This is a genomic window from Micromonospora humidisoli (genome assembly GCF_016900955.1).
GTDB classification, from domain to species: domain Bacteria; phylum Actinomycetota; class Actinomycetes; order Mycobacteriales; family Micromonosporaceae; genus Micromonospora; species Micromonospora wenchangensis.
Window position 1 is genome coordinate 487,772 of sequence record NZ_JAFEUO010000006.1, and the last position, 25,925, is coordinate 513,696.

19 protein-coding genes and 1 rRNA gene are annotated in these 25,925 nt (G+C 73.2%); 11 read left to right on the top strand and 9 right to left on the bottom strand.

The genetic code is table 11. The features are described 5' to 3' along the window. Window positions 1-19: 19 nt before the first annotated feature. Window positions 20-1,921, top strand: a complete 1,902-nt coding sequence (gene htpG / locus JQN84_RS23720) for a molecular chaperone HtpG (RefSeq protein WP_204960709.1) — start codon at window positions 20-22, stop codon at window positions 1,919-1,921. Between the two features lie 185 nt (window positions 1,922-2,106). Beyond that, a complete protein-coding gene (gene nhaA / locus JQN84_RS23725) occupies window positions 2,107-3,468 on the top strand; it encodes a Na+/H+ antiporter NhaA (protein ID WP_204960710.1) in 1,362 nt (453 codons plus the stop codon). Window positions 3,469-3,484: 16 nt separating this feature from the next. Here the strand turns inward: nhaA and JQN84_RS23730 are convergent, their stop codons facing one another. The 5 genes from JQN84_RS23730 to JQN84_RS23750 all read right to left on the bottom strand — a co-directional run bounded on the left by JQN84_RS23730 (window position 3,485) and on the right by JQN84_RS23750 (window position 8,899). Next, window positions 3,485-4,567, bottom strand: coding sequence for an ABC transporter ATP-binding protein (locus JQN84_RS23730; RefSeq protein ID WP_204960711.1), 1,083 nt, complete (start codon window positions 4,565-4,567; stop codon window positions 3,485-3,487). Beyond that, on the bottom strand, window positions 4,549-5,379 hold the full coding sequence (modB, locus tag JQN84_RS23735; RefSeq protein ID WP_204960780.1) for a molybdate ABC transporter permease subunit: 831 nt from the start codon (window positions 5,377-5,379) through the stop codon (window positions 4,549-4,551). The genes JQN84_RS23730 and modB overlap by 19 nt, the downstream gene beginning before the upstream one ends. After that, complete coding sequence (gene modA, locus JQN84_RS23740) at window positions 5,355-6,143, bottom strand: molybdate ABC transporter substrate-binding protein (RefSeq protein WP_204960781.1); 789 nt, start codon at window positions 6,141-6,143, stop codon at window positions 5,355-5,357. The genes modB and modA overlap by 25 nt, the downstream gene beginning before the upstream one ends. Window positions 6,144-6,187: 44 nt before the next feature. Further along, window positions 6,188-6,613 (bottom strand): TOBE domain-containing protein, encoded by a 426-nt coding sequence (locus JQN84_RS23745; RefSeq protein WP_204960712.1) that lies wholly within the window; start codon window positions 6,611-6,613, stop codon window positions 6,188-6,190. Between the two features lie 222 nt (window positions 6,614-6,835). Further along, complete coding sequence (locus JQN84_RS23750) at window positions 6,836-8,899, bottom strand: M4 family metallopeptidase (RefSeq protein ID WP_204960713.1); 2,064 nt, start codon at window positions 8,897-8,899, stop codon at window positions 6,836-6,838. Between the two features lie 450 nt (window positions 8,900-9,349). Between JQN84_RS23750 and JQN84_RS23755 the strand changes: the two genes are divergently transcribed. From JQN84_RS23755 to fxsT, 7 genes are all read left to right on the top strand, one after another. Further along, the gene (locus tag JQN84_RS23755; protein WP_204960714.1) at window positions 9,350-10,252 is read left to right on the top strand and encodes a DUF4231 domain-containing protein; all 903 of its coding nucleotides are present in this window, start codon (window positions 9,350-9,352) and stop codon (window positions 10,250-10,252) included. A gap of 137 nt (window positions 10,253-10,389) precedes the next feature. Then, on the top strand, window positions 10,390-10,521 hold the full coding sequence (locus tag JQN84_RS31965; protein ID WP_255554030.1) for a hypothetical protein: 132 nt from the start codon (window positions 10,390-10,392) through the stop codon (window positions 10,519-10,521). After that, on the top strand, window positions 10,493-12,820 hold the full coding sequence (locus tag JQN84_RS23760; RefSeq protein WP_204960715.1) for an FxsB family cyclophane-forming radical SAM/SPASM peptide maturase: 2,328 nt from the start codon (window positions 10,493-10,495) through the stop codon (window positions 12,818-12,820). The genes JQN84_RS31965 and JQN84_RS23760 overlap by 29 nt, the downstream gene beginning before the upstream one ends. After that, window positions 12,817-13,605, top strand: coding sequence for an AAC(3) family N-acetyltransferase (locus JQN84_RS23765; RefSeq protein ID WP_204960716.1), 789 nt, complete (start codon window positions 12,817-12,819; stop codon window positions 13,603-13,605). The genes JQN84_RS23760 and JQN84_RS23765 overlap by 4 nt, the downstream gene beginning before the upstream one ends. 74 nt (window positions 13,606-13,679) lie before the next feature. After that, window positions 13,680-14,360 (top strand): TIR-like protein FxsC, encoded by a 681-nt coding sequence (locus JQN84_RS23770; protein ID WP_204960717.1) that lies wholly within the window; start codon window positions 13,680-13,682, stop codon window positions 14,358-14,360. Further along, window positions 14,347-15,510 carry a TIR-like protein FxsC gene (locus tag JQN84_RS23775; RefSeq protein ID WP_204960718.1) on the top strand — a complete coding sequence of 388 codons (1,164 nt, stop codon included), beginning with the start codon at window positions 14,347-14,349 and terminating at the stop codon, window positions 15,508-15,510. Before JQN84_RS23770 ends, JQN84_RS23775 begins: the two co-directional genes overlap by 14 nt. Then, a complete protein-coding gene (fxsT, locus tag JQN84_RS23780; RefSeq protein WP_204960719.1) occupies window positions 15,507-19,406 on the top strand; it encodes an FxSxx-COOH system tetratricopeptide repeat protein in 3,900 nt (1,299 codons plus the stop codon). Before JQN84_RS23775 ends, fxsT begins: the two co-directional genes overlap by 4 nt. Here fxsT and JQN84_RS23785 read toward each other — a convergent pair. Next, on the bottom strand, window positions 19,400-20,350 hold the full coding sequence (locus JQN84_RS23785; protein WP_204960720.1) for an alpha/beta fold hydrolase: 951 nt from the start codon (window positions 20,348-20,350) through the stop codon (window positions 19,400-19,402). The two genes, fxsT and JQN84_RS23785, sit on opposite strands and share 7 nt — an antisense overlap. A 209-nt stretch (window positions 20,351-20,559) precedes the next feature. Next, the gene (locus JQN84_RS23790; RefSeq protein ID WP_204960721.1) at window positions 20,560-21,531 is read right to left on the bottom strand and encodes a helix-turn-helix domain-containing protein; all 972 of its coding nucleotides are present in this window, start codon (window positions 21,529-21,531) and stop codon (window positions 20,560-20,562) included. A 150-nt stretch (window positions 21,532-21,681) separates the two neighbouring features. Here JQN84_RS23790 and JQN84_RS23795 point away from each other — a divergent pair, with 150 nt between their 5' ends. After that, window positions 21,682-22,452 (top strand): nucleotidyltransferase domain-containing protein, encoded by a 771-nt coding sequence (locus JQN84_RS23795; RefSeq protein ID WP_204960722.1) that lies wholly within the window; start codon window positions 21,682-21,684, stop codon window positions 22,450-22,452. 72 nt (window positions 22,453-22,524) lie between these two features. Here the strand turns inward: JQN84_RS23795 and JQN84_RS23800 are convergent, their stop codons facing one another. Together JQN84_RS23800 and JQN84_RS23805 are read right to left on the bottom strand one after the other, a co-directional pair. Continuing rightward, complete coding sequence (locus JQN84_RS23800; RefSeq protein WP_204960723.1) at window positions 22,525-23,271, bottom strand: SAM-dependent methyltransferase; 747 nt, start codon at window positions 23,269-23,271, stop codon at window positions 22,525-22,527. 165 nt (window positions 23,272-23,436) lie between these two features. Next, the gene (locus JQN84_RS23805) at window positions 23,437-24,783 is read right to left on the bottom strand and encodes a DivIVA domain-containing protein (protein ID WP_204960724.1); all 1,347 of its coding nucleotides are present in this window, start codon (window positions 24,781-24,783) and stop codon (window positions 23,437-23,439) included. Window positions 24,784-25,856: 1,073 nt separating this feature from the next. Between JQN84_RS23805 and JQN84_RS23810 the strand changes: the two genes are divergently transcribed. Then, window positions 25,857-25,925, top strand: a 16S ribosomal RNA gene (locus JQN84_RS23810); the annotation flags it as partial.

Below are 25,925 nucleotides of genomic sequence, written 5' to 3' on the forward strand. Positions count from 1 at the left end.
CCCGTACGAGGAGGTTGGTGTGAGCAGTCGGACCGAGACGCTGGAGTTCCAGGCGGAGACACGCCAGCTGCTGCAACTGATGGTGCATTCCATCTATTCGCACAAGGACGTCTTCCTACGTGAGCTGATCTCCAACGCTTCCGACGCGTTGGACAAGCTGCGGTTGGAGTCGCTGGTCGACTCCGACCTCGACGTCGACACCTCCGACCTGCACATCGAGCTGGTGACCGACCCGCAGGCCCGGACCCTCACCGTGCGGGACAACGGCATCGGCATGTCCCGCGAGGACGTCGTGTCGCTGATCGGCACGATCGCCCGCTCCGGCACCGCCGAGCTGCTGCGTAAGCTCAAGGAGTCCAAGGAGACGGCCGGTGGTGAGCTGATCGGCCAGTTCGGTGTCGGGTTCTACTCGACGTTCATGGTCGCCGACCGGGTCACCCTGCTCACCCGGCGGGCCGGGCAGACCGAGGGCACCCGCTGGGAGTCCACCGGCGAGGGCACGTACGTGGTGGAGACCGTGGACGACGCCCCGCAGGGCACCTCGGTCACCGTGCACCTCAAGCCCGCCGACGACGAGGACAACCTGCACGACTACGCCGACCTCGCCACGGTCCGGCAGATCGTGAAGCGGTACTCGGACTTCATCGCCTGGCCGATCCGCACCACCGTGCCGGGCGTCGACGGCGGCGAACCCACCGAGGAGACCCTCAACTCCCGCAAGGCGCTCTGGGCGCGCTCGCGCGACGAGGTCGCCGAGGAGGAGTACCGGGACTTCTACCGGCACGTCAGCCACGACTGGACCGACCCGCTGGAGACCATCCACATGCGCGGGGAGGGCACCTTCGAGTACGAGGCGCTGCTGTTCCTGCCCGCGCACGCGCCGTACGACCTCTACCAGGCCGACGGCCGGCGCGGGGTGCAGCTGTACGTCAAGCGGGTCTTCGTGATGGACGACTGCGCCGCGCTGATGCCGAACTACCTGCGCTTCGTCAAGGGTGTGGTGGACGCGCACGACCTGTCGCTGAACATCTCCCGGGAGATCCTCCAGCAGGACCGGCAGATCCAGATCGTGCGCCGCCGGCTGGTCCGCAAGGTGCTCGCCACGGTCAAGGAGATGCGCACCGCCGACCCGGAGAAGTTCACCACCTTCTGGGGCGAGTTCGGCCGGGTGGTCAAGGAGGGTCTGCTGGAGGACCCGGACAACACCGAGACCCTCCTCGACCTGCTGTCGGTGGCCTCCACCCACCACGACACCGAGCCCACCACCCTGGGCGGGTACGTGGAGCGGATGAAGGACGGCCAGACCGAGATCTACTACGCCACCGGCGAGAACCGCACCATGCTGGAGAACTCGCCGCACCTGGAGGCGTTCCGGGCCAGGGGCTACGAGGTGCTGCTGCTCACCGACCCGGTCGACGAGGTGTGGGTGGAGCGGGTCGGCCAGTTCGACGGCAAGCCGCTGCGGTCCATCGCCAAGGGCCAGGTCGACCTGGAGACCGAGCAGGAACGCAAGGACACCGAGGTCGCCCGGGAGCAGCAGAACAAGGAGTACGCCGAGCTGCTCACCTTCCTCGGCGGGGCGCTCGCCGACACGGTCAAGGAGGTCCGGCTCTCCTCCCGGCTGACCACCTCGCCCGCGTGCATCGTCGGCGATGCGCACGACATCACCCCGACGCTGGAGAAGATGTACCGGGCGATGGGGCAGGAACTGCCCCCGGTCAAGCGGATCCTCGAACTCAACCCGACCCACCCGCTGGTCACCGGCCTGCGCGTCGCCCACCAGCGGGGCGACGACAGCGCGGCGCTGACCGAGACCGCCGAGTTGCTCTACGGCACGGCGTTGCTCGCCGAGGGCGGCGACCTGGCCGACCCGGCCCGGTTCGCCCGGCTGCTCGCCGACCGGCTGGCCCGTACCCTCTGATCCGCCTCCCCTCCCGGCCGGGCAACGGCCCGGCCGGGAGCACCAGGGTTCGGCGGCCGGGGTGCCGGGTACACCGGCCGGCGTCGCAGCGGCGGCGGGTCGCCGCAGCGGATAGGGTTGGTCCAGGTGTGCCGGGAAGTCTGGTCGGCGGTGGATGACGCGACCCCTGCCGACGAGGAGTTCCTGTGACCAACGCCACCCGGCGACGCTCCAGCCTGTTCGCCCGCCGCTCCTGGGGCGAGACCAGTCGGATCTCGGCCATCCTGCGCCGGGAGACCGTCGGCGGGGCGCTCCTGCTCGGCGGGGCGCTCGTCGCGTTGGTCTGGTCCAATTCCCCCTGGTCGGGGTCGTACCAGGCGCTGCGGGACGTCACCGTCGGCCCGGCCGCGCTGCACCTGGATCTCAGCGTGGCGACCTGGGCCGCCGACGGTCTGCTGGCGGTGTTCTTCTTCGTCGCCGGCCTGGAGCTCAAACGTGAGTTCGTGGCCGGTGACCTGCGCGACCCCCGGCGGGCGGCGGTGCCGGTGGCGGCGGCCGTCGGCGGGGTGGTCGTGCCCGCCGTGCTGTACGCCCTGATCGCCGCCGGGGCGGGTGACGGCGCGGGCCGGGGCTGGGCCATCCCGACCGCCACCGACATCGCGTTCGCCCTGGCGGTGCTCGCCGTGGTGGGTCGTTTCCTGCCGTCGGCGCTGCGGACCTTCCTGCTCACCCTGGCGGTGGTCGACGACCTGCTCGCCATCATGATCATCGCGGTTTTCTACACCGCCGATCTGTCCGTCGTCCCGCTGGTGGGCGCGCTGTTGCCGCTCGCCGCGTTCGGGGTGCTGGTGCAGCGCCGGGTCCGGTCGTGGTGGCTGCTGCTGCCGTTCGCCGTCCTCACCTGGGTGCTGGTGCACGAGTCGGGGGTGCACGCCACCGTGGCCGGCGTTCTGCTCGCCTTCACCGTGCCGGTGCTGCGCAGCGCGGCGGCCGGCGGCCCGGACGCCGGGCCGGGCCTGGCCGAGCACTTCGAGCACCGGGTCCGGCCGGTTTCCGCCGGCATCGCCGTCCCGGTGTTCGCCTTCCTCTCCGCCGGGGTCACCGTGGGAGGGCTCGCCGGGCTGGCCACCGCGTTGACCGACCGGGTCGCGGTGGGCATCGCCGTCGGCCTGATCGTCGGCAAGCCGATCGGCATCCTGGCCGCGACCTGGTTGGTGTCCCGGTTCACCCGGGCCGACCTTGACGAGGGCCTCAACTGGCTCGACGTGCTCGGGCTGGCGCTGCTCGGCGGGATCGGCTTCACCGTCTCGCTGCTGATCGGGGAGTTGGCCTTCGGGCTGGGCAGCGCCCGCGACGACCACGCCAAGGTGGCGGTGCTCGCCGGTTCGCTGGTGTCGGCCCTGCTGGCCAGCGTCATCCTGCGTGCCCGCAGCCGGGTCTACCGGCGGGTGCACGAGGCCGAGCAGGTCGATCTGGACCGCGACGGGGTGCCGGACGTGTTCCAGCCGACGCCATCTGTCCCCGCCCCCGCCCCCGCCGCCGACGACGGCCCGCCCGGCCCGGGGTGACCGCCGCCCCCGGGCGTCAGGGCCCGACCGGGTACGCCCGGGTGTCGCCGGCCGCCACGCTCGCCCAGACCTGCTGCCCGGGCAGCAGCCGCAGTCCGGCGGCGACGGCGGGGGTGACGTCGGCGACGGTGCTGACCGGCCCGGCGAGCTGCACCCGCAGGTGGTCGCCGTGCCGGTGCACCCCGGCGACGGTGGCCGGCCAGGTGTGCGGAGCGTCGCTGCCGGGTCGGTCCGGGTGCAGGGTGACGGCGGTCGGTGGGAAGACCACGAAGGCGTCGCCGTCGAGCCGGTCGGCGGTCGGCACGGCGAACCCGTCGGCGAGGTGGACGAGATGCCCGTCGGCCCGACCTCGGAGCAGGTTCAGGCCGACCAGTCGGGCCACGTAGTCGGTGCGCGGCCGGGCGGTGACCGTGGCCGGGTCGCCCTCCTGGACCACCCGGCCGTCCTCGACGATGACCAGCCGGTCGGCCAACGCCAGGGCGTCGAGCGGGTCGTGGGTGACCAGCACGGCCGCCCCGGCGTGGTCGGTGAGGTGGCGGTGCAGTTCGGCGCGGGTGTCCAGCCGGGTCCGGGCGTCGAGCGCGGCCAACGGCTCGTCGAGCAGCAGCAGGGTCGGGTGGACGGCGAGCGCGCGGGCCAGCGCGACCCGCTGGGCCTGCCCGCCGGAGAGTTCCCGGGGCCGCCGTCCGGCGTATCCGGCCAGCCCCACCCGGTCCAGCCAGCGGTCGGCCCGCGCCCGGGCGGCCCGCCGGGGCAGGCCCTGCCGGCGCGGGCCGAACGCGACGTTGTCCCGGGCGGTCAGGTGTGGGAAGAGCAGGTAGTCCTGGAACACCACGCCGACCGGTCGCCGCTCCGGCCGGACGAACCGCCGCGCGTCCGGCTGGTCCAGCACCGTCGAGTCGAGGCGCAGCCGGCCGGCGTCGAGCGGATGCAGCCCGGCGAGGGCACGCAGCGCGGTGGTCTTGCCGGCGCCGTTGGGCCCGAGCAGTGCGACCACCTCTCCGGCGGCGACGTGCAGCCGGACATCCAGCCGGAACCCGGCCCGGTCGACGACCAGGTGCCCGTCGAGCAGCGGCGGTGTCACGGGCCGCCGATCCACCTGTCGCGGAGCCCGGCGAGGATCACCACCGAGACGGTGAGCAGCACCAGGCTGAGCACCACGGCGGCCTCCAGGTCGGTCTCCAGGGCCAGGTAGACCGCGAGCGGCATGGTCTGGGTCCGGCCCGGGTAGTTGCCGGCGAAGGTGATGGTCGCGCCGAACTCGCCGAGCGCGCGGGCCCAGCACAGTACCGCCCCGGCGGCGACGCCGGGGGCGACCAGCGGCAGGGTGACCCGGGTGAAGGTGGTCCACCGGCGGGCGCCCAGGGTGGCGGCGGCCTCCTCGTAGCGGTGGTCGACGCCGCGCAGCGCCCCCTCCACCGCGATGATCAGGAACGGCATCGCCACGAACGCCTCGGCGAGCACCACGCCGGTGGTGGTGAACGGCAGCGTGACGCCGAAGGTGGCGTCCAGCCAGCCGCCGACCGGCCCGCGTCGGCCGAAGACCAGCAGCAGCGCCACCCCGCCGACCACCGGCGGCAGCACCAGCGGCACGGTGACCAGCGCCCGGACCAGCCGCCGGCCGGGGAACTCCACCCGGGCCAACAGCCACGCCAGGGGTACGCCCAGCGCCAGGCAGAGCAGCGTGGCCAGGGTGGCGCACTGCACCGACAGCCGCAGCGCGGTGAGCACCCCGGGTGCGGTGAGGCGCGGTCCCAGCGACGTCCACGGGGTGCGCAGCAGCAGCCCGCCCAGTGGCAGCAGCAGGAACAGCAACCCCAGGGCGGCCGGTACGAGCAGCGCGACCGGCACCCGTTGACCGGTGCCGCGACGGCGGGTGGACGCGGTCACGGGCCTGCCGGTGGCTGGAATCCGGCGTCGGTGAGGACGGCCTGCCCGGCTGTGGACCGGACCAGCGCGACGAAGGCGCGGGCGGCGGTGGGGTTCGGCGCGTCGGCCAGCACCACGATCGGGTAGTCGTTGCCGGCACGGGCGGACTCCGCGAACTCGATGCCGTCGACCTCCCGGTCGGCTGCGCGGGCGTCGGTGCGGTAGACCAGCGCCGCGTCGACCTCGCCGAGTTTCACCTTGGCCAGCGCGCCCTTGACGTCCTGTTCGAGGGTGACCGGGGTGACCCGTACGCCGGCCGCGTCCAGCGCGGTGGTCGCCGCCGCCCCGCACGGCACCTGGGCGGCGCACAGCGCGACCTTCAACCCCGGCCGGGTCAGGTCGGCCAGCCCGGCGAGGCGCTGCGGGTTGCCCTGCGGCACGGCGATGACGAGCTGGTTGCGGGCGAAGACGGTGGGGGTGCCGGCGGCGTGACCGGCGTCGGTGACGGTGGTCATGTTCGTCGGGGCGGCCGAGGCGAACACGTCGGCGGGGGCGCCCTGGGTGATCTGGGTGGCCAGGGCGGAGCTGCCGGCGAAGTTGAAGGTGACGGTGGTGCCCGGGTATTCGGCCTCGAACCGCCGGCCGAGGGTAGTGAACGACTCGGTCAGCGACGCGGCGGCGAAGACGGTGAGGGTGCCGCGCGGCCCGCCGTCGGCGGCCGGCGCGGTGGTGCCGCCCCCGCATCCGGCCAGGGCGGGGACGGCCACCACGAGGGCGGCGACGACGACCCGGATCCGCTGGCGCACCGGACGGCTGCCGCCGCGCTGTCGGGCGGCCGTGGTGGTGCCGGTCACGGGTCGGTCCTTGCCCTGGCCTGCCCGGTGGGCGCGGGCCGCTCCACCACGACGGTAGTCGACTTGATCACGGCGACGGCCACCGAGCCGACCCGCAGGTCCAGCTCGTCGACGGCCTCGCGGCTCATCAGCGAGACGATCCGGAACGGCCCGGCCTGGATGTCGACCTGGGCCATCACGGTGTCCCGGACGACGGCGGTGACGATCCCGCGCAGCCGGTTGCGGGCCGAGGAGAACTCGGCCCCCTCGTCGGGGGCGGCGGACTGGGCGCGGACGAAGCCGGCCAGGTCCACGCCGTCGACGATGCGGTGGCCGTGGGTGTCCCGCCGGGCGGGCAGCCGGCCGGCGTCCACCCAGCGCCGCACGGTGTCGGCGCTGACCCCGAGCAGCTCGGCGGCCTCACTGATCCGGAACACGCTCACCCGGTCACCCTACCGGCCTGCATCTGCCCACCGGAAGCGGGATTCCACCTCGCGGACGCGATCCTCTATGCCTCTTTCAGCTCGCAGGCACCGGTTGGCGGGAGACTGGCCGGCGGAGGGACGTGGCCGGGAGCAGGCGGGGGCGGGGGAGCGGGTGGGGCGGACACGCCGACGGCCGGCCGTCGCGGGTGCGACGACCGGCCGCTGCCGGCGGTGGGCGGGTCAGCTCAGGGTGAGCGCGGTGTCGTCCACCACGAAGGACGTCTGGAGGCTGCTGTCCTCCACCCCGCTGAACGAGATGGTGACGGTGCTGCCCGCCAGCGCGGACACGTCGAAGCTGCGCTGCACGTAGCCGCTGGCGGCGTTGACGTTGGAGTACGTCGCCAGCGTGGTGCTGCCGGCCTTGACGGTCAGCTTGTCGTACGCCGTGCTGCCCGACTCGGCCGTGTCGATGTGCAGCCAGAAGGACAGCGTGGCCCGGCAACCGGCCGGGATGCTCACCGACTGGGTGAGGGTGTCGGTGTGGGTCGAGCCGTACCCGTTGAGCCACGCCTTGTACGAGCCGCCGTGCGCGGCCTGGCTGGCCGACGCGGTGATCACGCCCGAGGTGGCGGTCCAGCCGGTGGCGCCGGACTCGAAGCCCGGGTTGGTCAGCTTCTGGCCCGAGCAGCCGCCCGAGGTCGGGGTGGGCGTCGGGGTGGAGGTCGCGGTCGGGGTGGGCGTCGGGGTGCCGCCGGTGCAGGTCGGGTCAGCGGACTGGGCGGGCACGCTCACCGCGTCCCAGGCGGCCTTGACCGTGTTGAACTCGGTGCAGCTGCCCGGGTAGAGGGTCTTGGCGGCCTGCAACGTCCAGGTGCGGTACTTCAGGTACGACGAGGTGGTCGTCTTGAGCAGCATCGCGTTGTACATGATCTTGATGGCCTTCTGGATGCCGAGGCCGGTCACGGTGCTGCTGTTGCAGGTCGGGCTGGTCGGCTGCCCGTTGGTCGGGTTGCTGCCCATGGCCAGCAGGTAGAACCAGTGGTTGCCCGGACCGGCCGCCGCGTGCACCTCCTGGCTCGGGATGCTGCTGGAGTAGCAGTTCGCGTCACCGAGCGCGGAGGGGTTGTACATGTTGCGGATCGGGCCGCTGCCGACCAGGTTGATCTTCTCGCCGACGAGGAAGTCCGGCGCGTCGTAGGTGGACGGCTCGTTGGCGAACCACTCGGTGGCCGCGCCGAACGTGTCGGCGACGAACTCCTGGGTGTTGCCCCGGGAGATGCCACCGGGGGTGGTGTCGTCGATGCCGTGGCCGATCTCGTGGGCCACCACGTCGAGCGAGCCGATCCACTGCCCGGCGGTGTTCTTGCCGATCTGCACCTGGCTGCCGTCGTAGTAGGCGTTCTGGTCGTTGAGGCCGACCCGGATGGGCCACGCGCCACCACTGCCGTTCGCGCCGTTGCGGCCCAGCCACTGCGACAGCATCTTGTGCTCGGTCTGCGCCGAGAACAGCGCGTCGACGCAGCCGGTCTCCTTGTTGGTGCCGGTGCCGTTGCCCCAGACGTCGTCCGAGCCGGAGAAGGTGGTGTTGTTCGCGGCGTCCTGGCAGCTCAGGTTGGTGGTGCTCGGGTCCTTCAGCGAGTAGGTGCTGCCCGACTGGGTGGTGCTCAGGGTGACCGGCCCGTTCCACGCGCCGGTGCCGGTGCCCCGTACGACGTGCTCCTGGGTGTCCAGCACCGCGCCGGTTGCGGCGTCCACGGCGACGGTCAACCGGCTGGGGCCGTCCGCGCCGGTGCCGGTGACGGTGGTCTCCCAGGCCAGCGTGGGCCGCGCGCCGAGGGTGTGCACGACCAGCGCGGTGCCCTCGACGCCGGCGACCGTGCGCAGTTGGGCGCGGGCGGTCCGCTCGGCCGCGGCGGCGGTGAGCTTCGGGGTGGTGGACAGGTTTCCGATGCTCTGCTGCTGGGCGACGGAGGCGTAGGTGACCTCGCCGGTGGCGGTGGTCGCCAGGACGAAGTCACCGCCGACCACACGCAGGCCCCGGTAGGTGCGTTCGTAGGGCACGTACTGGATGCCCTCGGAGGAGATGACCGGCCGTTGTACGAACGCTTCGTCGGCGCTGGCGTGCAGGTAGGCGGGGCGGCTGGCGACCAGCGAGCTGGCCGCGTCGACGGCGGCGGCCCGGGCCTGGGCCGGGTCGGGTACGGGGTGGGACGGCGCGGCCTGGACCGCTGCGGCGGTGCCCGCGGCGATCAGGCCGGCCGCGACCGCGCCGGAGAGCGCGACGAGGCGGGGTGAGAGCGTCAAGGGGGGTGCTCCTGTTCTCGGGCGGCGTCGCGGTGCCCGGTGGGGTCGCGCGCCGGTGCTGCGTGAGGCATGGCCGCGACGGGCGGTCTCCGGGCTGCCGGCGGGCCCGGTGGGGGTGACTGTCCGTCGCGAGTCGCCGGGGGTTGGCGACTGCTGGAGGCACGATCACACGGGCAGGCACCCATATCAATGGGTTGACCCGGGCAACCATGCCCCCCGCCTGCCGAAACCCCTGTTGCCAGGTGATGAACGGCAGTCGTTCGCCCTGGTCTGAACAGGTGATCCCGGTGGATCTCGGCTGGCCGGCCGCCCCAGTTGCGGGTTTTCGCCGGAACGCGCGCCGGATGCGCATACACCCGGTCGACCAGCAGTACGACAACGTCGTCATGTCCGTCGTGCTCGTCCCGGCGGGCACGAGTCGGATGGGCGTCGGTCGCCTACCATGCGGCTGTGCCGGACATCGACGCGTCCCTCGCCGCCGGGCAGGTCTGGCGGGGGCAGGGAGACTGGTCGCGGGCCGCCCGACGGGCCAAGCGACGGATCACCACCGGGCGACGGGCGGTCGCCGCGCTGACCGCCACCGCTGCGGTCGCCGGCACCGCGGCGGCCCGGCTGGCCGCGCCAGCGCCCGCCGCCGGCCGGGTACTGGCGCTCGTCGCCGCCGTGTCGCTGCTGCTGGTGCCGGTGCTCGGCCGGCGCGCGTCCCGGGAGGCGGTGGCCGCCTGGACCCGGCTGCGGGCGGTCTCCGAGGCGTCGAAGGCGGAGCTGTACCGCTACCTCGCCCACGTCGCCCCCTACGCCGGCGTCGACGCCGACGCCGTCCTGCTGCACCGCTACGGGCAGCTCGTGGACGGCGTCGGCGACCTGGTCGGGCACACCCTCGACGGCACCCCCGTCGACCGTCCACTGCCGCCGGTCACCGACCTGCCGAGCTACCTCGCCGGACGGGTGCAGCGGCAGGTCGACAGCTACTACCTGCCGGCGGCCCGGCAGGCCGGCCGCGCGGCCACCCGGATCGGCCGGGCGGCGACCGCGTTGACCGTCCTGGCCGCCGTGCTCTCCGCCGTCGCCGGGGTGTTCGGCGACGTGCTCGGCCTGACCGCGTGGGTGGGGGTGGTCGCGACGGTCACCACCGCGCTGGTCGGCTACGGCGCGGCCGAACGCTACGAGCAACAGCACCTGGAGTACGCCCGCACGGCCGACCAGTTGACCCGGCTGCGGCTGACCCGGGAGGCCGGCCTGGGCTGGACCGACGACGAGGCGTTCGTCGCCGAGGCCGAGCGGATCATCGCCCAGTCCAACACGGCCTGGATGGCCCGGATGATCGAGGACGATGGCGCTATGCAGCAGTGACATCACGGGCCGTGGCAGCTAGCATCGTCGATATCCGTGATTGTCGTCGACGTGGACGGACGCCCGTCCACCTCCGACACAGATGGGGGCCCGACGTGGACCGCACCCAACGCCCGTCCGATCCGTTCCCGACGCCGATGAGCGACGTACGCCGGACGCCACTCGGCCAGATCCCGGTCGAGCGCGCCCTCGCCGTGGCGCGCATCGACGACCGCCGGGCCACCCACCCGACCCGGGTCGATGTCGCATCCTTCGGCTCGCACGTCTGACCCGGCCACCGCGCCCCGCGCCCCGGTCGCCCCGCTCAGCCAGTACGTCCTCAAGCTGACCAGCCGGTGCGACCTGGCGTGCGACCACTGCTACGTCTACGAACACCCCGACCAGTCGTGGCGTCGTCAACCCCGGCTGATGACGCCCGACACGGTCGAGGCCACCGCCCGGCGGATCGCCGAACACGCCGCCACCCACCGGCTCGGCGTGGTGCGGGTCGTCCTGCACGGCGGGGAACCGCTGCTGGCCGGCGCGGCCCGGCTCGCCACCACCGCCGCCACCCTGCGCCGGGTGATCGCCCCGGTGACCCGGCTCGACCTGCGGATGCAGACCAACGGCGTGCTGCTCACCCCCGAGATCGCCGACGTCCTCGTCGCCCACGACGTGGCGGTGGGCGTCTCCCTGGACGGTGACCGGTCGGCCAACGACCGGCACCGCCGGTACGCCAACGGCGCGAGCAGCCACGACCAGGTGCGCCGGGCGCTGGCCCTGCTGCGCCGCCCGGCGTACCGCAGCTCCTACGCCGGGCTGCTGTGCACCGTCGACCTGGCCAACGACCCGCTGCGGGTCTACCAGGCGCTGCTCGCCGAGCAACCGCCCCGGATCGACTTCCTGCTGCCGCACGCCAACTGGGACCGGCCACCCGCCCGCCCCGACGGGGCCACCACCCCGTACGCGGACTGGCTGCTGACCATCCACCGGCGCTGGCTGGCCGACGGCCGGCCGGTGCCGATCCGGCTGCTGGAGTCCCTGCTGGCCACAGCCACCGGCGGCAGCACCGGCACCGAGGCGGTCGGGCTCGCCCCGGCGGATCTCGTGGTGGTGGAGACCGACGGCAGCTTCGAGCAGGTCGACTCGCTCAAGTCCGCCTTCCACGGCGCCGCCGCCACCGGCCTGGATGTGTTCCGGCACACCGTCGACGAGGCGGCGGCCCACCCCGGCATCGCCGTCCGCCAGTCCGGACTGGCCGGCCTCTGCGCCACCTGCCGTTCCTGCCCGCTGGTACGCCGCTGCGGCGGTGGCCTGTTCGCCCACCGGTACCGCTCGGGCACCGGTTTCGCCAACCCGTCGGCCTACTGCACGGACCTGGCCGCGTTGATCCGGGCCACCGCCGTCCCCGCCGGGTCGCCGTCACAGCAGCCGGCCGACACGTTGCCCCCCGCTGTCCTGACCGACCTCGGCTCCGGGCGGGGCGGCCCCGGACCGGTGGGTCAGCTCGCCGCCGTCCACCACGGCATCGCCCGGGCGCTGACGGTCGCGCTCAGCCCCGCCGCCACCGCCGACCCGGTCGCGGCGGCCGGCTGGCACCTCCTGGTCGCACTGGACGTGTCCGCACCCGACGCCGTCGACCACGTGCTCACCCACCCGTTCGTCAGGCGGTGGGCGCAGCGCTGCCGGGCCGGCGCGGCAGGCGACCTGTCGCACCTCGCCGCCGTCGCCGCCGCGGCAGCGGTCCGGGCCGGCGTCGACGCCGAACTCGCGCTGCCGGTGCGGGCCGGCGCGGTGCACCTGCCGACGCTCGGCGCGATCATGGTGGACACCGACGCCGCCACGGTGCCCGTCACCATCTCCACCGGCGGTGTCACGCTGCGGGCCGGCCGGCGACGGGTCCGGGTCCGGCCGGCCGGACCCGGACCCCACCCGGACCGGTGGCGACCCACCCGGGCGGCCCACACCGGCGACGGGACCGTCCTGCTGGAGGACACCGACCCGTACCGGGACTGCTTCGACCTGCCGGTGGCGGCCCGGCTCGCCCCGGCGGTCGCCGACCGCTGGACGCGGCAGGTGCGCCGGGCGGTCGACCGCCTCGACGGCGAGGCCGCCGGCTACGCCGTCGGCGTCCGTGCCCTGCTGCGCGCCGTGGTGCCGCTGCGCCCCGACCCGTCAGGCCGTTCCCGCAGCGCCGCCGCCCGGTCCGCGTTCGGCGCGGTCGCCGTCACCCCGGTCGCCGACGACGCCGCGCTGGCGGTGCTGCTCGTGCACGAGGTGCAACATCTCAAGCTGGACGCGGTGCTCGACGTCTGCGAGCTGTTCGACCCCGCCGACGCCAGGCGGCTGCGGGTGCCCTGGCGCGACGACCCCCGCCCGGTGGAGGGCGCGCTGCACGGGGTCTACGCCCACCTCGCCGTCGCCGACGTGTGGCGGCACCGCCCGGGAGCCGAGGCCGCGGCGCACCACCGACGCTACCGGGAGTGGACCGACACGACGGTCGACGCGCTGCTCGACCTCGGCAGCCTCACCGCCGACGGTGAGCGTTTCGTCGGACGGATGCGCGCCACTCTGGACGGCTGGCGGTGAACGACCGGGCCGGCCTCGCCGCCGACCTGCGGGCGATCGGACTACCAGCCGGCGCGACCGTGCTGGTGCACTGCGCGCTGTCCCGGGTGCGACCCGACCCGGCCGGGCCGGGCACCCTCCTGGCGGCGTTGCGCGACACCCTCGGCGACGACGGCACGGTGGTCGTGCCGACGCAGACCGCCGGCAACTCGGTGACCTCACCGGCGTTCCGGGCCGCCACGGCGGGGATGACCCCGGCCCAGGCCGCCGCCGTCGAGGCGACCATCGCGCCGTTCGATCCGGTGCACAGCCCGGCGCAGGGGATGGGGGCGTTCGCCGAACACGTCCGCCGGCAGGTCGATGCCCGACGCAGCGCCCACCCGCAGACCTCCTTCGCCGCTCTCGGCCCGGCCGCCGCCGCCCTGACCGCCCGGCACGACCTGGACTGCCACCTCGGCGACCGGTCCCCGCTGGGCGCGCTGTACGCCGCCGACGCGCTGGTGCTGCTGCTCGGCGTCGACTGGTCGGTGTGCACCGCGTTCCACCTCGCCGAGTACCGGTGCGCCCGGCCCGCCCCGCACCGGGCGTACCGCTGCTACCTGCGCGACCCGCAGGGCCGCCGGGTCCGCCGGGACTTCCGTGCCCCGCACCTGGACGACGGTGACTTCCCACGGATCGGGGCGGCCGTGGAGGCCGACGGGGCGGTCCGCTCCGGCCCGGTGGGCGCCGCCGACGGTCACTGCGTACGGCTGCGCCCCGCCGTCGATCTCGCCGTCAGGTGGATTGATGAGCACCGGCTGGCGTGAAGCGGACAGCGCGGGGTTGGCCACTGTCGATACTGTGGTCGGCCGGGAGCGGCGACGCCGGGCGGGAGCGTTAGGTGGCGGAGGAACAGTTCAGGGAGGACGAGCGAGCCCCCGTGTTCTTCCTCAGCTATGCCCGCACCCGCACCCGGGTGGCGGCGCCCCCACGGGACACCAACCAGAAGGTCTTCCAGCTCTTCGTCGACCTCTCCGACCATGTCGTCGAGCTGCTCGGCCTCGGCCCGGGCCGGACGGCCGGGTTCATGGACCGGATGCTCGACGGAGGGCAGCTGTGGACCGACGAGCTCGCCTCCGCCGTCGGCCACTGCCAGGTCTTCATCCCGCTCATCTCCCCGCACTACCTGCGCAGCCAGTGGTGCGCCAGGGAGTGGGACGCGTTCACCAGGCGGCAGGTCGTACCCCGCCCGGACGCCGAGCTGTCGGCGGGGGAGACGCCGGTGATCCCGGTCAACTGGTCGGTGGTGGAGCGCCGACGGATGCCCGAGGCCGTGTCGCGGTGGCAGATGTTCTCCCCCACCCGGTTACCCTCGGACATCGCCCCGCAGTACCACGAGGAGGGCATCTACGGCCTGCTCAGCCTCGGCAGCAACGGCAAGGACGCCTACGACGCGGTGGTCTGGCGGCTGGCCCAGCGGATCGCCCGCGCGTACCGCACGCACTGGGTCGAGCCGGCGGTGCCGACCGACCTGCGGCAGCTGCGCGACCGGTTCGAGGAGGACGGGCATGACCTGGTCTGACACCTCCCCGGTCGGGCTCCCCGGGCAGGAGACCTACTTCTACCTCAGCTACGCGCACTCCGTCCCGCTGTCCGACGCCGCCCGGCCGGACACCGACTACTGGGTCGGCAAGTTCTTCCAGGATCTCGCCACGGCCGTCCGGGACCATCCCCGACGCACCGTCGAGATCGGGGCGGGCTTCTTCGACGGCCAGGTCAGTCCCGGCGTCGACCTGCGTCGTACGCTCACCGACGCGCTCAGCGTCGCGCACGTGTTCGTGCCGCTGTACTCGCCGAACTACTTCCGCAACGGCTGGGCGCTCGGTGAACGGGACTCGTTCCGCAGCCGGCTGACCCGGCTGCCGGCGGGACAGGCCGACCGGCACCTGCTGCCGGTGCTCTGGATGCCGTTACCGTCCTGGGAGGACCGTCCCGAGATCGTCCAGGCGCTGACGTTGACCGACGACCCCGACGACCGCGCCGTCTACGCCGAGAACGGGCTGCGCGCGCTGTGCAAGCTCAGCGCCTACGGCCGGCAGTACCGGCGGCTGCGCGACGCGCTGGCCGACCGGATCGTCCGGGTGACCGAGCAGCAACCCCTCGCCCGGTCCCGGGCGACGACCGTGACCAGCCGGCCGGTCCCCGACGGTCCGGGCGCCACGCTGGTGGTCACCACCCTCGCCGCCGACCGGGCCCGCTGGCGGCCCTACGGCGACCAGCACCAGCTGGCGGTGGCCGACTACGTGGCGGCGACCGCCGAGCGGCTCGGTCTGCCCACCCGGGTGGTCGGGTTGGCCGAGGCCCGCGACCAGGCCCCGCACAGTCCGGCGGTGGTGCTGGTGGACGCCGGGGTCGGGGCCGACGCCGCCCGGGTCGCACTCGACGGGCTGCCGCAGTGGGTGGTCCCGCTCGTCATCGCCGCCGACCATGCGCGTGGCGAGCCGACACCCGAGGAGATCGCCGGTACCTTGCAGGACGCCCGGTTTCCCCGGGTGCTGCCGGTGCGCACCATCGACGAGTTCGAGCGCTGCGCGCCGCTGCTGGTCACCGAGGCGCGCAAACAGTTCCTCCGGCACGGGCCGGTCGATCCGCCGGAGGGCCCGCACGATCCGAAGCCGAGCCTGGGGCCGGTCGGACCGTTCGACGTACGGCGAGGGAAGGCAGAACGATGACTCCACCCCGCGACGGCCAGGTCGTCACCTTCTACTCGTACAAGGGTGGCACCGGTCGCACGATGGCGCTGGCGAACACCGCCTGGATCCTCGCCGCGAACGGCCACCGGGTGCTCGCCGCCGACTGGGACCTGGAATCCCCCGGCCTGCACCGGTTCTTCGCCCCGTTCCTCGACCCGGAGCAGGTCGCCTCCACCGGCGGCGTGATGGACCTGATCCTCGACTACGAGTGGGAGAACGCCCGCCGTCGGCGCGAGGGCGAGGACACCCGCCCCGGCGACTGGCACCGCCAGTACGCCCGGGTCCACAAGCACGCCTTCTCGGTCAGCTGGGAGTTCCCCGGCGGCGGCATCCTGGACCTGCTGCTCGCCGGCCGGCACAACCCCGACTACGCCACCAGCGTCACCGGGCTCAACTGGGACAACTTCTACAACCGGCTCGGCGGGGCGCAGTTCTTCGACGCGTTGCGGGCCGACATGAAGCGGCACTACGACTACACCCTGATCGACAGCCGCACCGGCATCAGCGACGTCGCCGAGATCTGCACCATCCACCTGCCCGACGTGCTGGTCGACTGCTTCACCCTCAGCGACCAGGGCATCGAGGGCGCCGCCTCGGTCGCCACCCGGGTCCGCGACTACGAGGGCCGCCGCGCCCGCCGGGTGCTGCCGGTGCCGATGCGGGTCGACGAGGGGGAGAAGACCAAAACCGACGCCGGTCGGGCGCTGGCCATGCAGCGGTTCACCGGCCTGCCCAGCGGCATGACCGAGCTGGAACGGCAGGACTACTGGCTCTCCGTCGAGGTCCCCTACCGGGCCTACTACGCCTACGAGGAGACCCTGGCCACGTTCGGCGACGTGCCGGGCAGCCGGGGGTTGTTGTCGGCGTACGAGGCGCTGACCCGGCACATCACCAACGGCATGGTCGCCGGGCTGCCCCGGATGGACGAAGGGCTGCGCCGGCAGACCTTCCAACGCTTCGAACGCAAGCCGGTGATCGTCGACGAGCTGATCGTGCTGCGCTACGTGCCGGAGGACCAGGCATGGGCGGAGTGGGTGCAGTCCGCGCTGCACGCCGCCGACCTGCGGGTGCTGGCCACCCCGCTGGGCGTCCAGACGACGGTGCCGGCCGGCACGGCCTCCCGCGAGCTGCACCTGGTCTCCCGCTCCTACCTCGCCGCCCGCCGGGCCCTCGGCAGCGCCGCCGGGCCCCCGCTGCTCGCGCTGCACCTCGACGACACCACCCCGTCGGTGGACACCCCGCCCGGCAGTTGGGCGACCGTCCACGAGCGCAGCGCCGCGGCCGCCGCCGAGCAGGTGTGGGAACTGGTCGGCCGGCCCGGCGACGGCCGGGACCGCCCGACGCCGGCCACCCGCTACCCGGGCATCGAACCGCTGGTCTTCTACGCCCCGGCGCGCAACGTACGGTTCACCGGGCGGGACCGGTTGCTGCTGAACCTGCGCGAGGAGCTGAAGGCGGCGGCCCGGGAACGGGTGCCGGTGGCGCTGCGCGGCGGGGCCGGCATCGGCAAGACCCAGCTCGCCGCCGAGTACGCCTACCGCTTCCACGGCGCGTACGACGTGGTCTGGTGGGTGGACGCCGACCCGGTGCAGTTCATCGACGTCCGTTTCGCCGACCTGGGCCGCCGGCTCGGCCTGCCCGACCTGCAGAACGTGCCGGACAACACCCGGGCGGTGCGGGACTGGCTCAGCCACGGCGGCGGCCGGGGGGTCGACGGGCCACCGCTGCGCTGGCTGATCGTCTTCGACAACGTCGACCAGTACGAGCACGTCCGGGAGTTCCTTCCCCAGGGTGAGGGGCACGTGCTGGTGACCACCCGCAACCCGGACTGGGCCGACCTGGCCCGCGCGGTCGACGTGGACGCCTTCCAGCGCGGCGAGAGCGTCAGTCACCTGATCAGCCGGACCAGCCGCCGGGGCATGACGGTGGCCGAGGCGCAGCAGGTCGCCGAGGCGGTGGAGGACGTGCCGATCCTGGTGGCGCTGGCCGGCGCGTGGCTGGCGGAGAGCCCCGACTCGGTCGCCACCTACCTGGCCGGGCTGGCCCGCACCGGCCCCGACAGCGACGTGTGGGGCCGTTCGCTGGCCGGCCTGCGGGAGCAGTCCCCGGGCGCCTACCGGCTGCTCCAGCTCGGTTCGGTGCTCGCCCCCGACATCGCCCTCGACCTGCTCTACGGCGACCAGGTGGCGAAGGTCATCGCCCCGCACGACCCGCTGGTCGCCGCGCAGGTCACCGACCGGGTCTCCGAACGGGACATCGCCGCGGCGCTGGTCCAGCGGATCAACCGGCTCGCCCTGATCAAGGTGGACCTGCTCGCCCAGCGGGTACAGATCCACCGGCTGCTCCAGGCGGCGCTGCGCTCCCGGATGTCCGAGCGGGAACTGGCCGAGGTCAAGCACGACGTGCACCGCATCCTCGCCGGTTCCCGCCCCTCCGGCGAGGTGGACGACCCGGCCTTCCAGTCCGGTTACCGGCACCTGTGGCCCCACCTGGATGGTTCCGAGGCGGTGTCCTGCCACGACGACACGGTCCGGCAGTTGGTCATCGACCGGGTCCGGTACATCTTCCTCAACGGCGGTTTCGAGCAGGGCGCGCAGTACGCCCGGGAGGCCGACAAGACCTGGACGACCATGCTGGAGGGGTTGTCCCCGGACACCGGCGCCCACCGTTCGCTGCGGGTGCAACTGCTCAACCTGCGCTTCAACCTGGCCAACCTGCTGCGCAGCCTCGGCCGGTTCGAGCAGGCCCGGACCCTCGACGAGGAGACCCTGCGCCAGCAGCAGGACCTGATCGGCGAGAGCCACCCGTACACCCTGATGACCGCCGGGGGGTACGCGGCGGACCTGCGGGCCCTGGGCCGCTACCAGGACGCGCTGGAGCAGGACCTGCTGACCCACGGGGCGTCCGTGGAGGTGTTCGGGGAGGACCACCGGCGCACCCTGAACGCGGCCAACAACCTCGCCGCCTCCTTCCGGCTCTCCGGGGACTTCACCCGGGCGCTCGACACCGACCAGACCACCCACCGCCGGCTGCGCGTCGTGCTCGGCCCCGACCACCCGCGGACCCTGCTGTCGGCCAGCAACCTCGCCCGCGACCTACGGGAGACCGGCGACTACCAGGGCTCGGTGGCGTTGCTGGAGGAGGTGATCGAGGGTTACCGCCGGCTCTTCGGCGACCAGTTCCGCGAGTTGCTGATCAACCAGGCCAACCTGGCCGCGTCACTGCGCAGCACCGGCCGGATCGCCGAGGCGGGCCGGCTGCTCGACGACGCCTACCTCCAGCTGCGCGCCACGGTGGGGCCGACCAACCCGGACACCCTGCTGTGCCGGTTGAGCCGGACGGCCAACCTGATGCTCCAGGACCAGGCGGCGCAGGCCCGGTCGGAGCTGGAGGAAATGCAGCGGACGCTCACCCAGGTGTTCGGGGCACGGCATCCCTACACGCTGGTGTGTGAACTCAACCAGGGGGTGGCGCTGTGGGACACCGGGACGCAGGATGAGTCGTACGCGATCACCATGGCCGCGGCCGACGGGCTGCGCGAGGTGCTCGGACCGGAGCATCCGTTCAGCATGGGCGCTGACAACAACGCCGCCGTCTTCACCCTCCTCAGCGGGCAGCCCGAGGAGGGCTTGACCCGGTTGCAGGCCGTGGTGGCCCGGCTGACCGCGGTGCTCGGGGCCGACCATCCGGACACGTTGCGTAGCCTCGGTAACGTGGAGACGGCGCGGCAGGCGGCCAGCGGGGGGAAGGTCAGCATCGGGCGGATACGGCTGGCGGACCGGCTCGCCGACCGGATCGGGCAGGAACACCCGAGTGTGGTGGTGCTGCGCGACGGGCGGTACGTGCGGCGGGTCCTCGACCCGCACCCCTACTGACCGGGCCGGGCACCGATGAGCACGTCGGTGCCCGTCGGCACCTGCCCTTCGCCGAGCCACCGCAGGATGCGGGGGAGTTGCCCCATGGCGTCGAAGTGGGCCGCGCCGGGCTGCACCTCGATCTCCGCCCCGGGAATCCGGGCGGCCAGCCAGCGGCCGTGGCTGGCCGGGGCGAAGGTGTCATCCGCACCGTGCCACAGCCGTACCGGGGTGGCCACGGTGTCGATCGCGTCGAGGTCGAACTTCCAGTCGCGGCGCAACGCCAGCACGTCGTCGATCCAGCCGTACGGGCCGGCCCGTAGCGCCTCCTGGTAGGTGTCGAAGATGATCCCGCGCAGCGCCGCGTCGTTGATCGCCCGACGGTCGGGGGGACCCATCTGCGCCATCAGGTCCCGCAGCAGGAACCGGGGGTCCTCGGCGGCCCGGGCGGCCCGCTGCCGGATCTCCTCGACGACGATCTCGGTGTCCGGGCGGCCGTTGCCGAAGCCGCGCTGGTTGTCGCCGTTCATCCCCTCGAACCAGTCCAGCCCGATGGCCTCCGAGGGGGCGAAGCTCACCAGCACCGCGACCCGGCTCACCCGGCCGCGCAGGCGTTCGTCGGCGGCGCAGGCCAGCGCGTGCGGCCCGCCACCGGAGCGGCCGGCGACCGCGAACCGGTCCAGTCGGAGCTGGTCGGCGATGGCTTCCACGTCGCGCGCGGCGTCGGCCACGTCCCGGCCCTCGAACCGGTCGGAGTCGCCGTAACCGGGGCGGTCGTAGGCGATCAACCGGATGCCCATCCGGTAGAGCACGATGCCCCGGGGTTTCGGCCCCCGGCGGCTGCCGGGTGTGCCGTGCATCAGGAAGACGGGGAACCCGTCGGGAGCACCGGTCTCCTCGTACGCCACCCGCTTGTTGTCCGCGCGGTGGGCGTATCGCGGCCCAGGCTCACCTTCTCGGGTCACTGTAGCCTGCCTTCCAGTGCCACTACCAGCCAATACTCGCAACCCGCATCGAGCGAAAACGATGTTTTCGTCGGCCCCGTTCAGCCTTTGAGCCTAACGGTCGGGCCCGGCACACCGCTATGCCGAGCCCGAACAACCGGCCGGATCTGTCGGAAACGACACCTGTCGGCCCGTCCGGTGGGAACGTCCGGCCGAACCGTCAACGGCGTTCAGCAGGCAAGGGGTCGGATATCCGATGGCGCGTCGACCAGGGCGGCGCGTGGATCGGCGTAGCGCCACTCCACCCGGTACTGCGCCCGCAACCGGGGCCGCGGCACCACCCACTCGTACGCGATCCGCCCCTGCCGCTCCCGACCGTCCGGGCGCACCTCGGCGCTGCTCTCGGCGGTGAACGAGGTCTCGTTGCCCCAGACCGTCGGACCCGTCTCGGCCGGGAAGTCGAGCCGGATCACCAGATTGCGGGTGGGCAGCCGGATGTCCCGCTGCAACCAGTCGCCGAACTTCCACGCCGGCACCCGGTAGGCGTAGTCCACCACGGTGCGCTGGCCGGGATAGAGCGGCATCGGGGTGCCCCCACCGTCGAGCAACAGCACGATCTTGAGGAAGGCGTCCCGGCTGCGCCCGACCCGCCACCGCATCGGCTCCGGCTGGTCGACGCCGATGCTCGCCCGGAAGTCGACCTCGTCGATGGTGAGCGGATGGCGACCGTGGAAGACCGTCGACCGGGCCGGATCGTCGGGGAACCGGTCGATGTCGATCTGCACCGTGTGCCTGGTGATCGGCTCGGTTCCCACGCTGTGCAGCACCCGCCGGAACCGGCACTCGTACACCCCGTCGACGAGGGAGAGGCTGGCCTGCTCGTCCTCGATCACCAGATGCGACCCGGCCGGGGGCGGAACCGCGGTCGGGCCGAGCGGGGAACGGCGTCCCCCCGGGCCCCGCCGGTCGGCGAAGGCCACGTACTGCTGCCAGATCCGGTTACCGCTGTCCAGCACCAGCTCCACCCGCCTGGCGAACTCCTCGGTGGGCTGGTGCCGGCCGTTCTCGATGTGGCTGACGTACGACGGGTCGAAACCGGTGCGTTCGGCCAGTTCCTTCTTGGACATGCCCCGCTGGTGACGCCAGTGGGTCAGTTCCCGAACGAATTCCGCCGCCGCATCGTCCTGTGTGGAGCCTGCCATGCCCCCGTCCTCGCTGTCGGGCCTCAAGTCTGTCCCACCCGTGGCGTCCGCGCCAGGGGTGCCCCCACCCGACTCCACCCGACGGGCCGGAGCCCGGGCCGCCGGACCCGCTCCACGACAGCCACCGGCGCTGCCGGCAGGATGGCCGGCATGGACCCCGCCGTACGCCGCTACCTCGCCGACCTGCTCGGCGTCGCCCGCGACCTGCTCGGGTCGGAACTGGTGGGCGGCTACGCCGCCGGGTCGGTGGCGCTGCACGCGTACCAGCCCGGCCGCAGCGACGTGGACGTGGCGCTGGTCTGCCGGGACGCGCTACCCCGACCGACCCGGCAGGAACTGGTCACCCGACTGCGACACGAGGCGCTGCCCTGCCCGGCACGCGGCCTCGAACTGGTCGTCTACACCCGTTCGGTCGCCGGCTCGGGCACCTGCGAACCGGGTTTCGAGGTGGAACTGAACACCGGAGCGGCGATGCCGACGCGGGTCACCCTCGACCCGGCCGAGCGGCCCGCCGCCGACGGCCGCTTCTGGTACGCCCTGGACCGCAGCATCCTGCACCAACGGGGCCACCCGTTGACCGGCCCACCGGCCGCAGCGGTCTTCGCCGACCCGTCCCCGGACGACCTGCGCACGCTGATGGTGGCGGCGCTGCGCTGGTGGCTGGCCCGCCCCGCCCCGCCCGGAGACGCCCCGGCCCCCGGCGCGGAGGACGCCGTGCTGAACGCCTGCCGCGCTCTGGTCCGGCTCCGCGACGGCGACTGGCTGTCCAAGACCGCCGCCGGCCACCGGGTGATCACCCTCGGCCGCGACCCCGGGCTGGTGCGCCGCTGCGTCGACGCCCGCACCGGCGGCCCGCCCCCGTCCGCCGCCGCGGCCCGCGCCTTCCAACAGCGGGTGCTGGACGAGATCACCGCCGACTGACCACGCGACCCCCCGGCGTCGCCGTGACCGGCCCGCACGGGGCGGCCCGAGGCCGGGCCGCACCGTGCCGGCTCAGCGTCGGAGCAGGGCGAACGCACCCCAGCCCAGGTATTCCCGCCGGTACCTGACGTGCCGCAACGGGTCCTCGGTCAGCTCCTGCCGCAGCGACCCGGCGAGAGTATCGTCGGGATGGGCGTCCAACCAGCGGCGCAGGGTCAGCCAGTGCGCAGCGGCGTACCGGTCCCAACTGTCCTGGTCGGCGAGGACCATCTCGACCACGTCCCAGCCGTGCCCCTGCATCCGGCCGATCAGCCCGGGAAGGTCGTCGAAGTCGTCCCGCACGGTGGCGTGGCAACCGGCGACGGTTTCCCGGTCCGGCGGCTCCCGCCGCCAGTAGGGCTCCCCGACCAGCAGCATCCCGCCCGGACGCAGCGCCCGCGCCAGCAGGTCGATGGTGCCGGTGACACCCCCGCCGATCCAGGTCGCACCGAGACAGACAGCCACGTCGACCGGCCCGGGGTGGACGTACCCGGCGGCGTCGTCGTGGACGAAACGGACCCGGTCGGCCACCCCGAGGGCGGCCGCGCGATGTCGGGCGGCGGTGGTGAACGCGGTGCTGATGTCGACACCGGTGCCCCGGACCCCGTGCGCGCGGGCCCAGGTGCAGAGCAGCTCACCCTTGCCGCTGCACAGGTCGAGCAGGGCGTCGTCGGGGCGCAGCCGGATCACCCGCCCCAGGGTGGCCAGCTTGTCGGCGTCGAACGGGTTGAGGATGCGAAGGTCGCCTTCGCGGATGACGAAACTACGGTCGAGATCCATGTCGATGACTCCGGAGGTGCGTGGACGGACGCGGAAAGCGGACGGTCGGCACACGGAGCACGGGCACGGGACACACCTCGTTCGCTGGTCGTGGTGACGGGGCCGTCAGGCTACGTCCCACCGGCCCGGGGCGACAGCGAATTCGCCCCGGGCCGTACCCGTTCGTCAGGCGTTGGTCGGCACCTTGCCGGCGGGCGGTTCGGTGGACGCCCCGACCGGCGGCTCGGCGGGCTGTCGGGCCGCCACCGTCGGGTACTCGGCGGTCTCCCCACCCCCGGCGGCGGCCGCCATCACGGCGGCGGCGGCCAGGTCGGCGACCCGCTTCGCCTCCCGCTGCACCCGGGCCCGCACGTCCTTGGCGTGCCGCTCCACGCTCTCGGCGGCCTGCCGGGCCTCCTCCAACCGTCGGTTCTCGGCGGTCAGGTCGCGACGCACCTCCTCCAGCAGCTGCCGGGAACGCGCCAACTCCCGCTCGGTGGTGTCACCCTCCTGCTGGATCTCGGCCAGCTGCGCGCGGGCCGTCTCCAGCTCGCCCTGCACCTCGGCGAGGGTCTTCTGCCGGTCGGCGATCTCCCGCTGCACCGTGGTCAGCTGCTCCTGGTGGCTGCTGGTCTGCTCGTCGGCCCGCTGACGGACCTCGGTGGCGTACTGCTGCGCCTCGGCGATCAACGCGGCGATCTGCTGCTCGGCGGCGCTGTGCTGGTTGGTCAGCTCCCGCTCCGCCGCCGCCCGCTGCTCGGCCAGCTCCTGCTCGGCCGCGGCCCGCCGCTCGCCGACCTCCCGCTCCACCGTGGCCTGCCACTGGGCCAGCTCCTGCTGGCTCTGCGTCCGGGCCGCCTGGATCTCCTGCTGGATCTGGGTCCGGGCCGCCTTGGTCAACGCCTCGGCGGCGGCCCTGGTCTGGGTGATCTGCTTCGCTGTCTGCTCGCTGATCCGCTTGGCCTCCTGCTGGGCCCGCTCGTGGGCGGCCTCCCCCTCGGCCCGCAGCTTCTCCGCCCGCTCCCGGATCTCGGCCAGCTCGGCGTCGGCCGTCGCCCGGCGTTCCTCGTACGCCTTCTCCTGTTCCTCGCGGCGGGTGGCGAGTTCCTCGTCCAGGTCCCGCAGCGCCTGCGCGGTCCGGTCCCGCGCCTCGACAAGCGTCTTCTCCGCCTCACCCTGGAGCTGGTTGGCCCGCTGGGTGGCCGAGTCGGTGATCAGCGCGGCCTGCTTCTCGGCCAGGGCGAGAATCTGGTCCACCATCGGGCCGAGGTCGCGGAAGGACGCCCGGTCCACCTGGGCGGGGCGCTGGCGCAACTCGGTCAGCTCCGCCTGCAACCGCTGGATGTGCGCGGTCAGGCCCTGGATCTGACCGGTCGCCTGGGCCCGTTCGGCGGTCAACGTCGACAGCGCGCCGTCCATGTGTTCGACGTACCGGTCCACCTGCCGCTTGTCGTAGCCCCGCAGTGCGAGCTCGAAGCTCGGCCGTGCCGACCCGTCGTCACGCGACGCGTACGAATCCTCCCCGGTGGACATATGGCGCCAGCCTCCGTACTCCTCGGTGATCCAGGTCCGCACGGGCGCCCCCACGGCCCGCGATGGGGCGAAACACTACCGGCGACCGATGTTCCGGGTGACCGGGCCCCGGTGGGGTCCACCCACCGATCCGGGCCGGCCAGCGGGTCCGCCGCACCCGGTCCGGATCGGCGCGCGTCAGTGCGGTCGTCGGTCCCGCCTCTGCGGCGCCTGGCGGTACTTCGTCCGGTCAGCCCGGCGGCGGGCCCGGGCTGACAGCAGCGTGCGACGGCGAGCCCTTCCCGGCGGTGACGGACCGGAGCTGAGGTCCGCTGTGCCGCAGTGCAGCCGGGGCGTCGAGGAGGGGACGTGGTCGCCGACCGTGGTCGCAGGTTCTGACCGTTCGGCCACCCGGCCCTCACCCCAGTGGTCTTTGCGCAGTTCAGCGACGGTCGCCGCCCGGGGGGCGTCAGCCGGTCCGGGGCTACCGGCACGGTGTGTGACCGGGGACGCCCGCTGCCGATTTGACGATCAACTCGGCGGGCGCGTAACTTTCTCTCTGCCAGCGCGGAACGGACGAAACAGGGCGAAAGACCTGGAGGCCGGAGCGCGGTATCTGATCTCGGGTGGTGCTTCCGGATCGGCCAGGGGTCGATGCGACGGGGCGAAACCGACCGGGTAGTGTGTGACGTCGGCAGGGAACCGGGCGAGCGTGTGGGAGACCGCACCGGCCGGCCTGGCGCAAATCATGAGGGCTTCCGGTGTGAGCCGGGTGTGTTCGTGGTGTGTGGGAAATGTGGTGGAAGTGGTGCGGATCGCTACAGAGCGGTTTGACACGGCGGATACCACCGGGTAACGTAGTAAAAGTGCCCAGCGTGGGAGCGCGGGGCGCAGTGAACGAAATGCCCCGGTCGGGTGGCTGCTGATGCGGTTGTCTGGTTGGTGTGTGGTTGTTCTTTGAGAACTCAACAGGGTGCTTGTAAAGCCAGTGCCAATTGTTTTATACCCCGGGTCGGCTGAATCTTCGGGTTTGGTTGGCTGGGATTCCTTTGGCAACATTTGTTTGTTGTCGGGATTGCTGTTCAACACAGTTTTTGTTGGAGAGTTTGATCCTGGCTCAGGACGAACGCTGGCGGCGTGCTTAACACATGCAAGTCGAGCGG

Coding starts and splice junctions, on each gene's coding strand:
- JQN84_RS31965 (WP_255554030.1), top strand. CDS start 10,390: ATGAGCGACGTACGCCGGACGCCACTCGGCCAGATCCCGGTCGAGCGC.
- JQN84_RS23805 (WP_204960724.1), bottom strand. CDS start 24,783: ATGTCCACCGGGGAGGATTCGTACGCGTCGCGTGACGACGGGTCGGCA.
- JQN84_RS23795 (WP_204960722.1), top strand. CDS start 21,682: ATGGACCCCGCCGTACGCCGCTACCTCGCCGACCTGCTCGGCGTCGCC.
- fxsT (WP_204960719.1), top strand. CDS start 15,507: ATGACTCCACCCCGCGACGGCCAGGTCGTCACCTTCTACTCGTACAAG.
- JQN84_RS23775 (WP_204960718.1), top strand. CDS start 14,347: ATGACCTGGTCTGACACCTCCCCGGTCGGGCTCCCCGGGCAGGAGACC.
- JQN84_RS23790 (WP_204960721.1), bottom strand. CDS start 21,531: ATGGCAGGCTCCACACAGGACGATGCGGCGGCGGAATTCGTTCGGGAA.
- JQN84_RS23760 (WP_204960715.1), top strand. CDS start 10,493: ATGTCGCATCCTTCGGCTCGCACGTCTGACCCGGCCACCGCGCCCCGC.
- JQN84_RS23800 (WP_204960723.1), bottom strand. CDS start 23,271: ATGGATCTCGACCGTAGTTTCGTCATCCGCGAAGGCGACCTTCGCATC.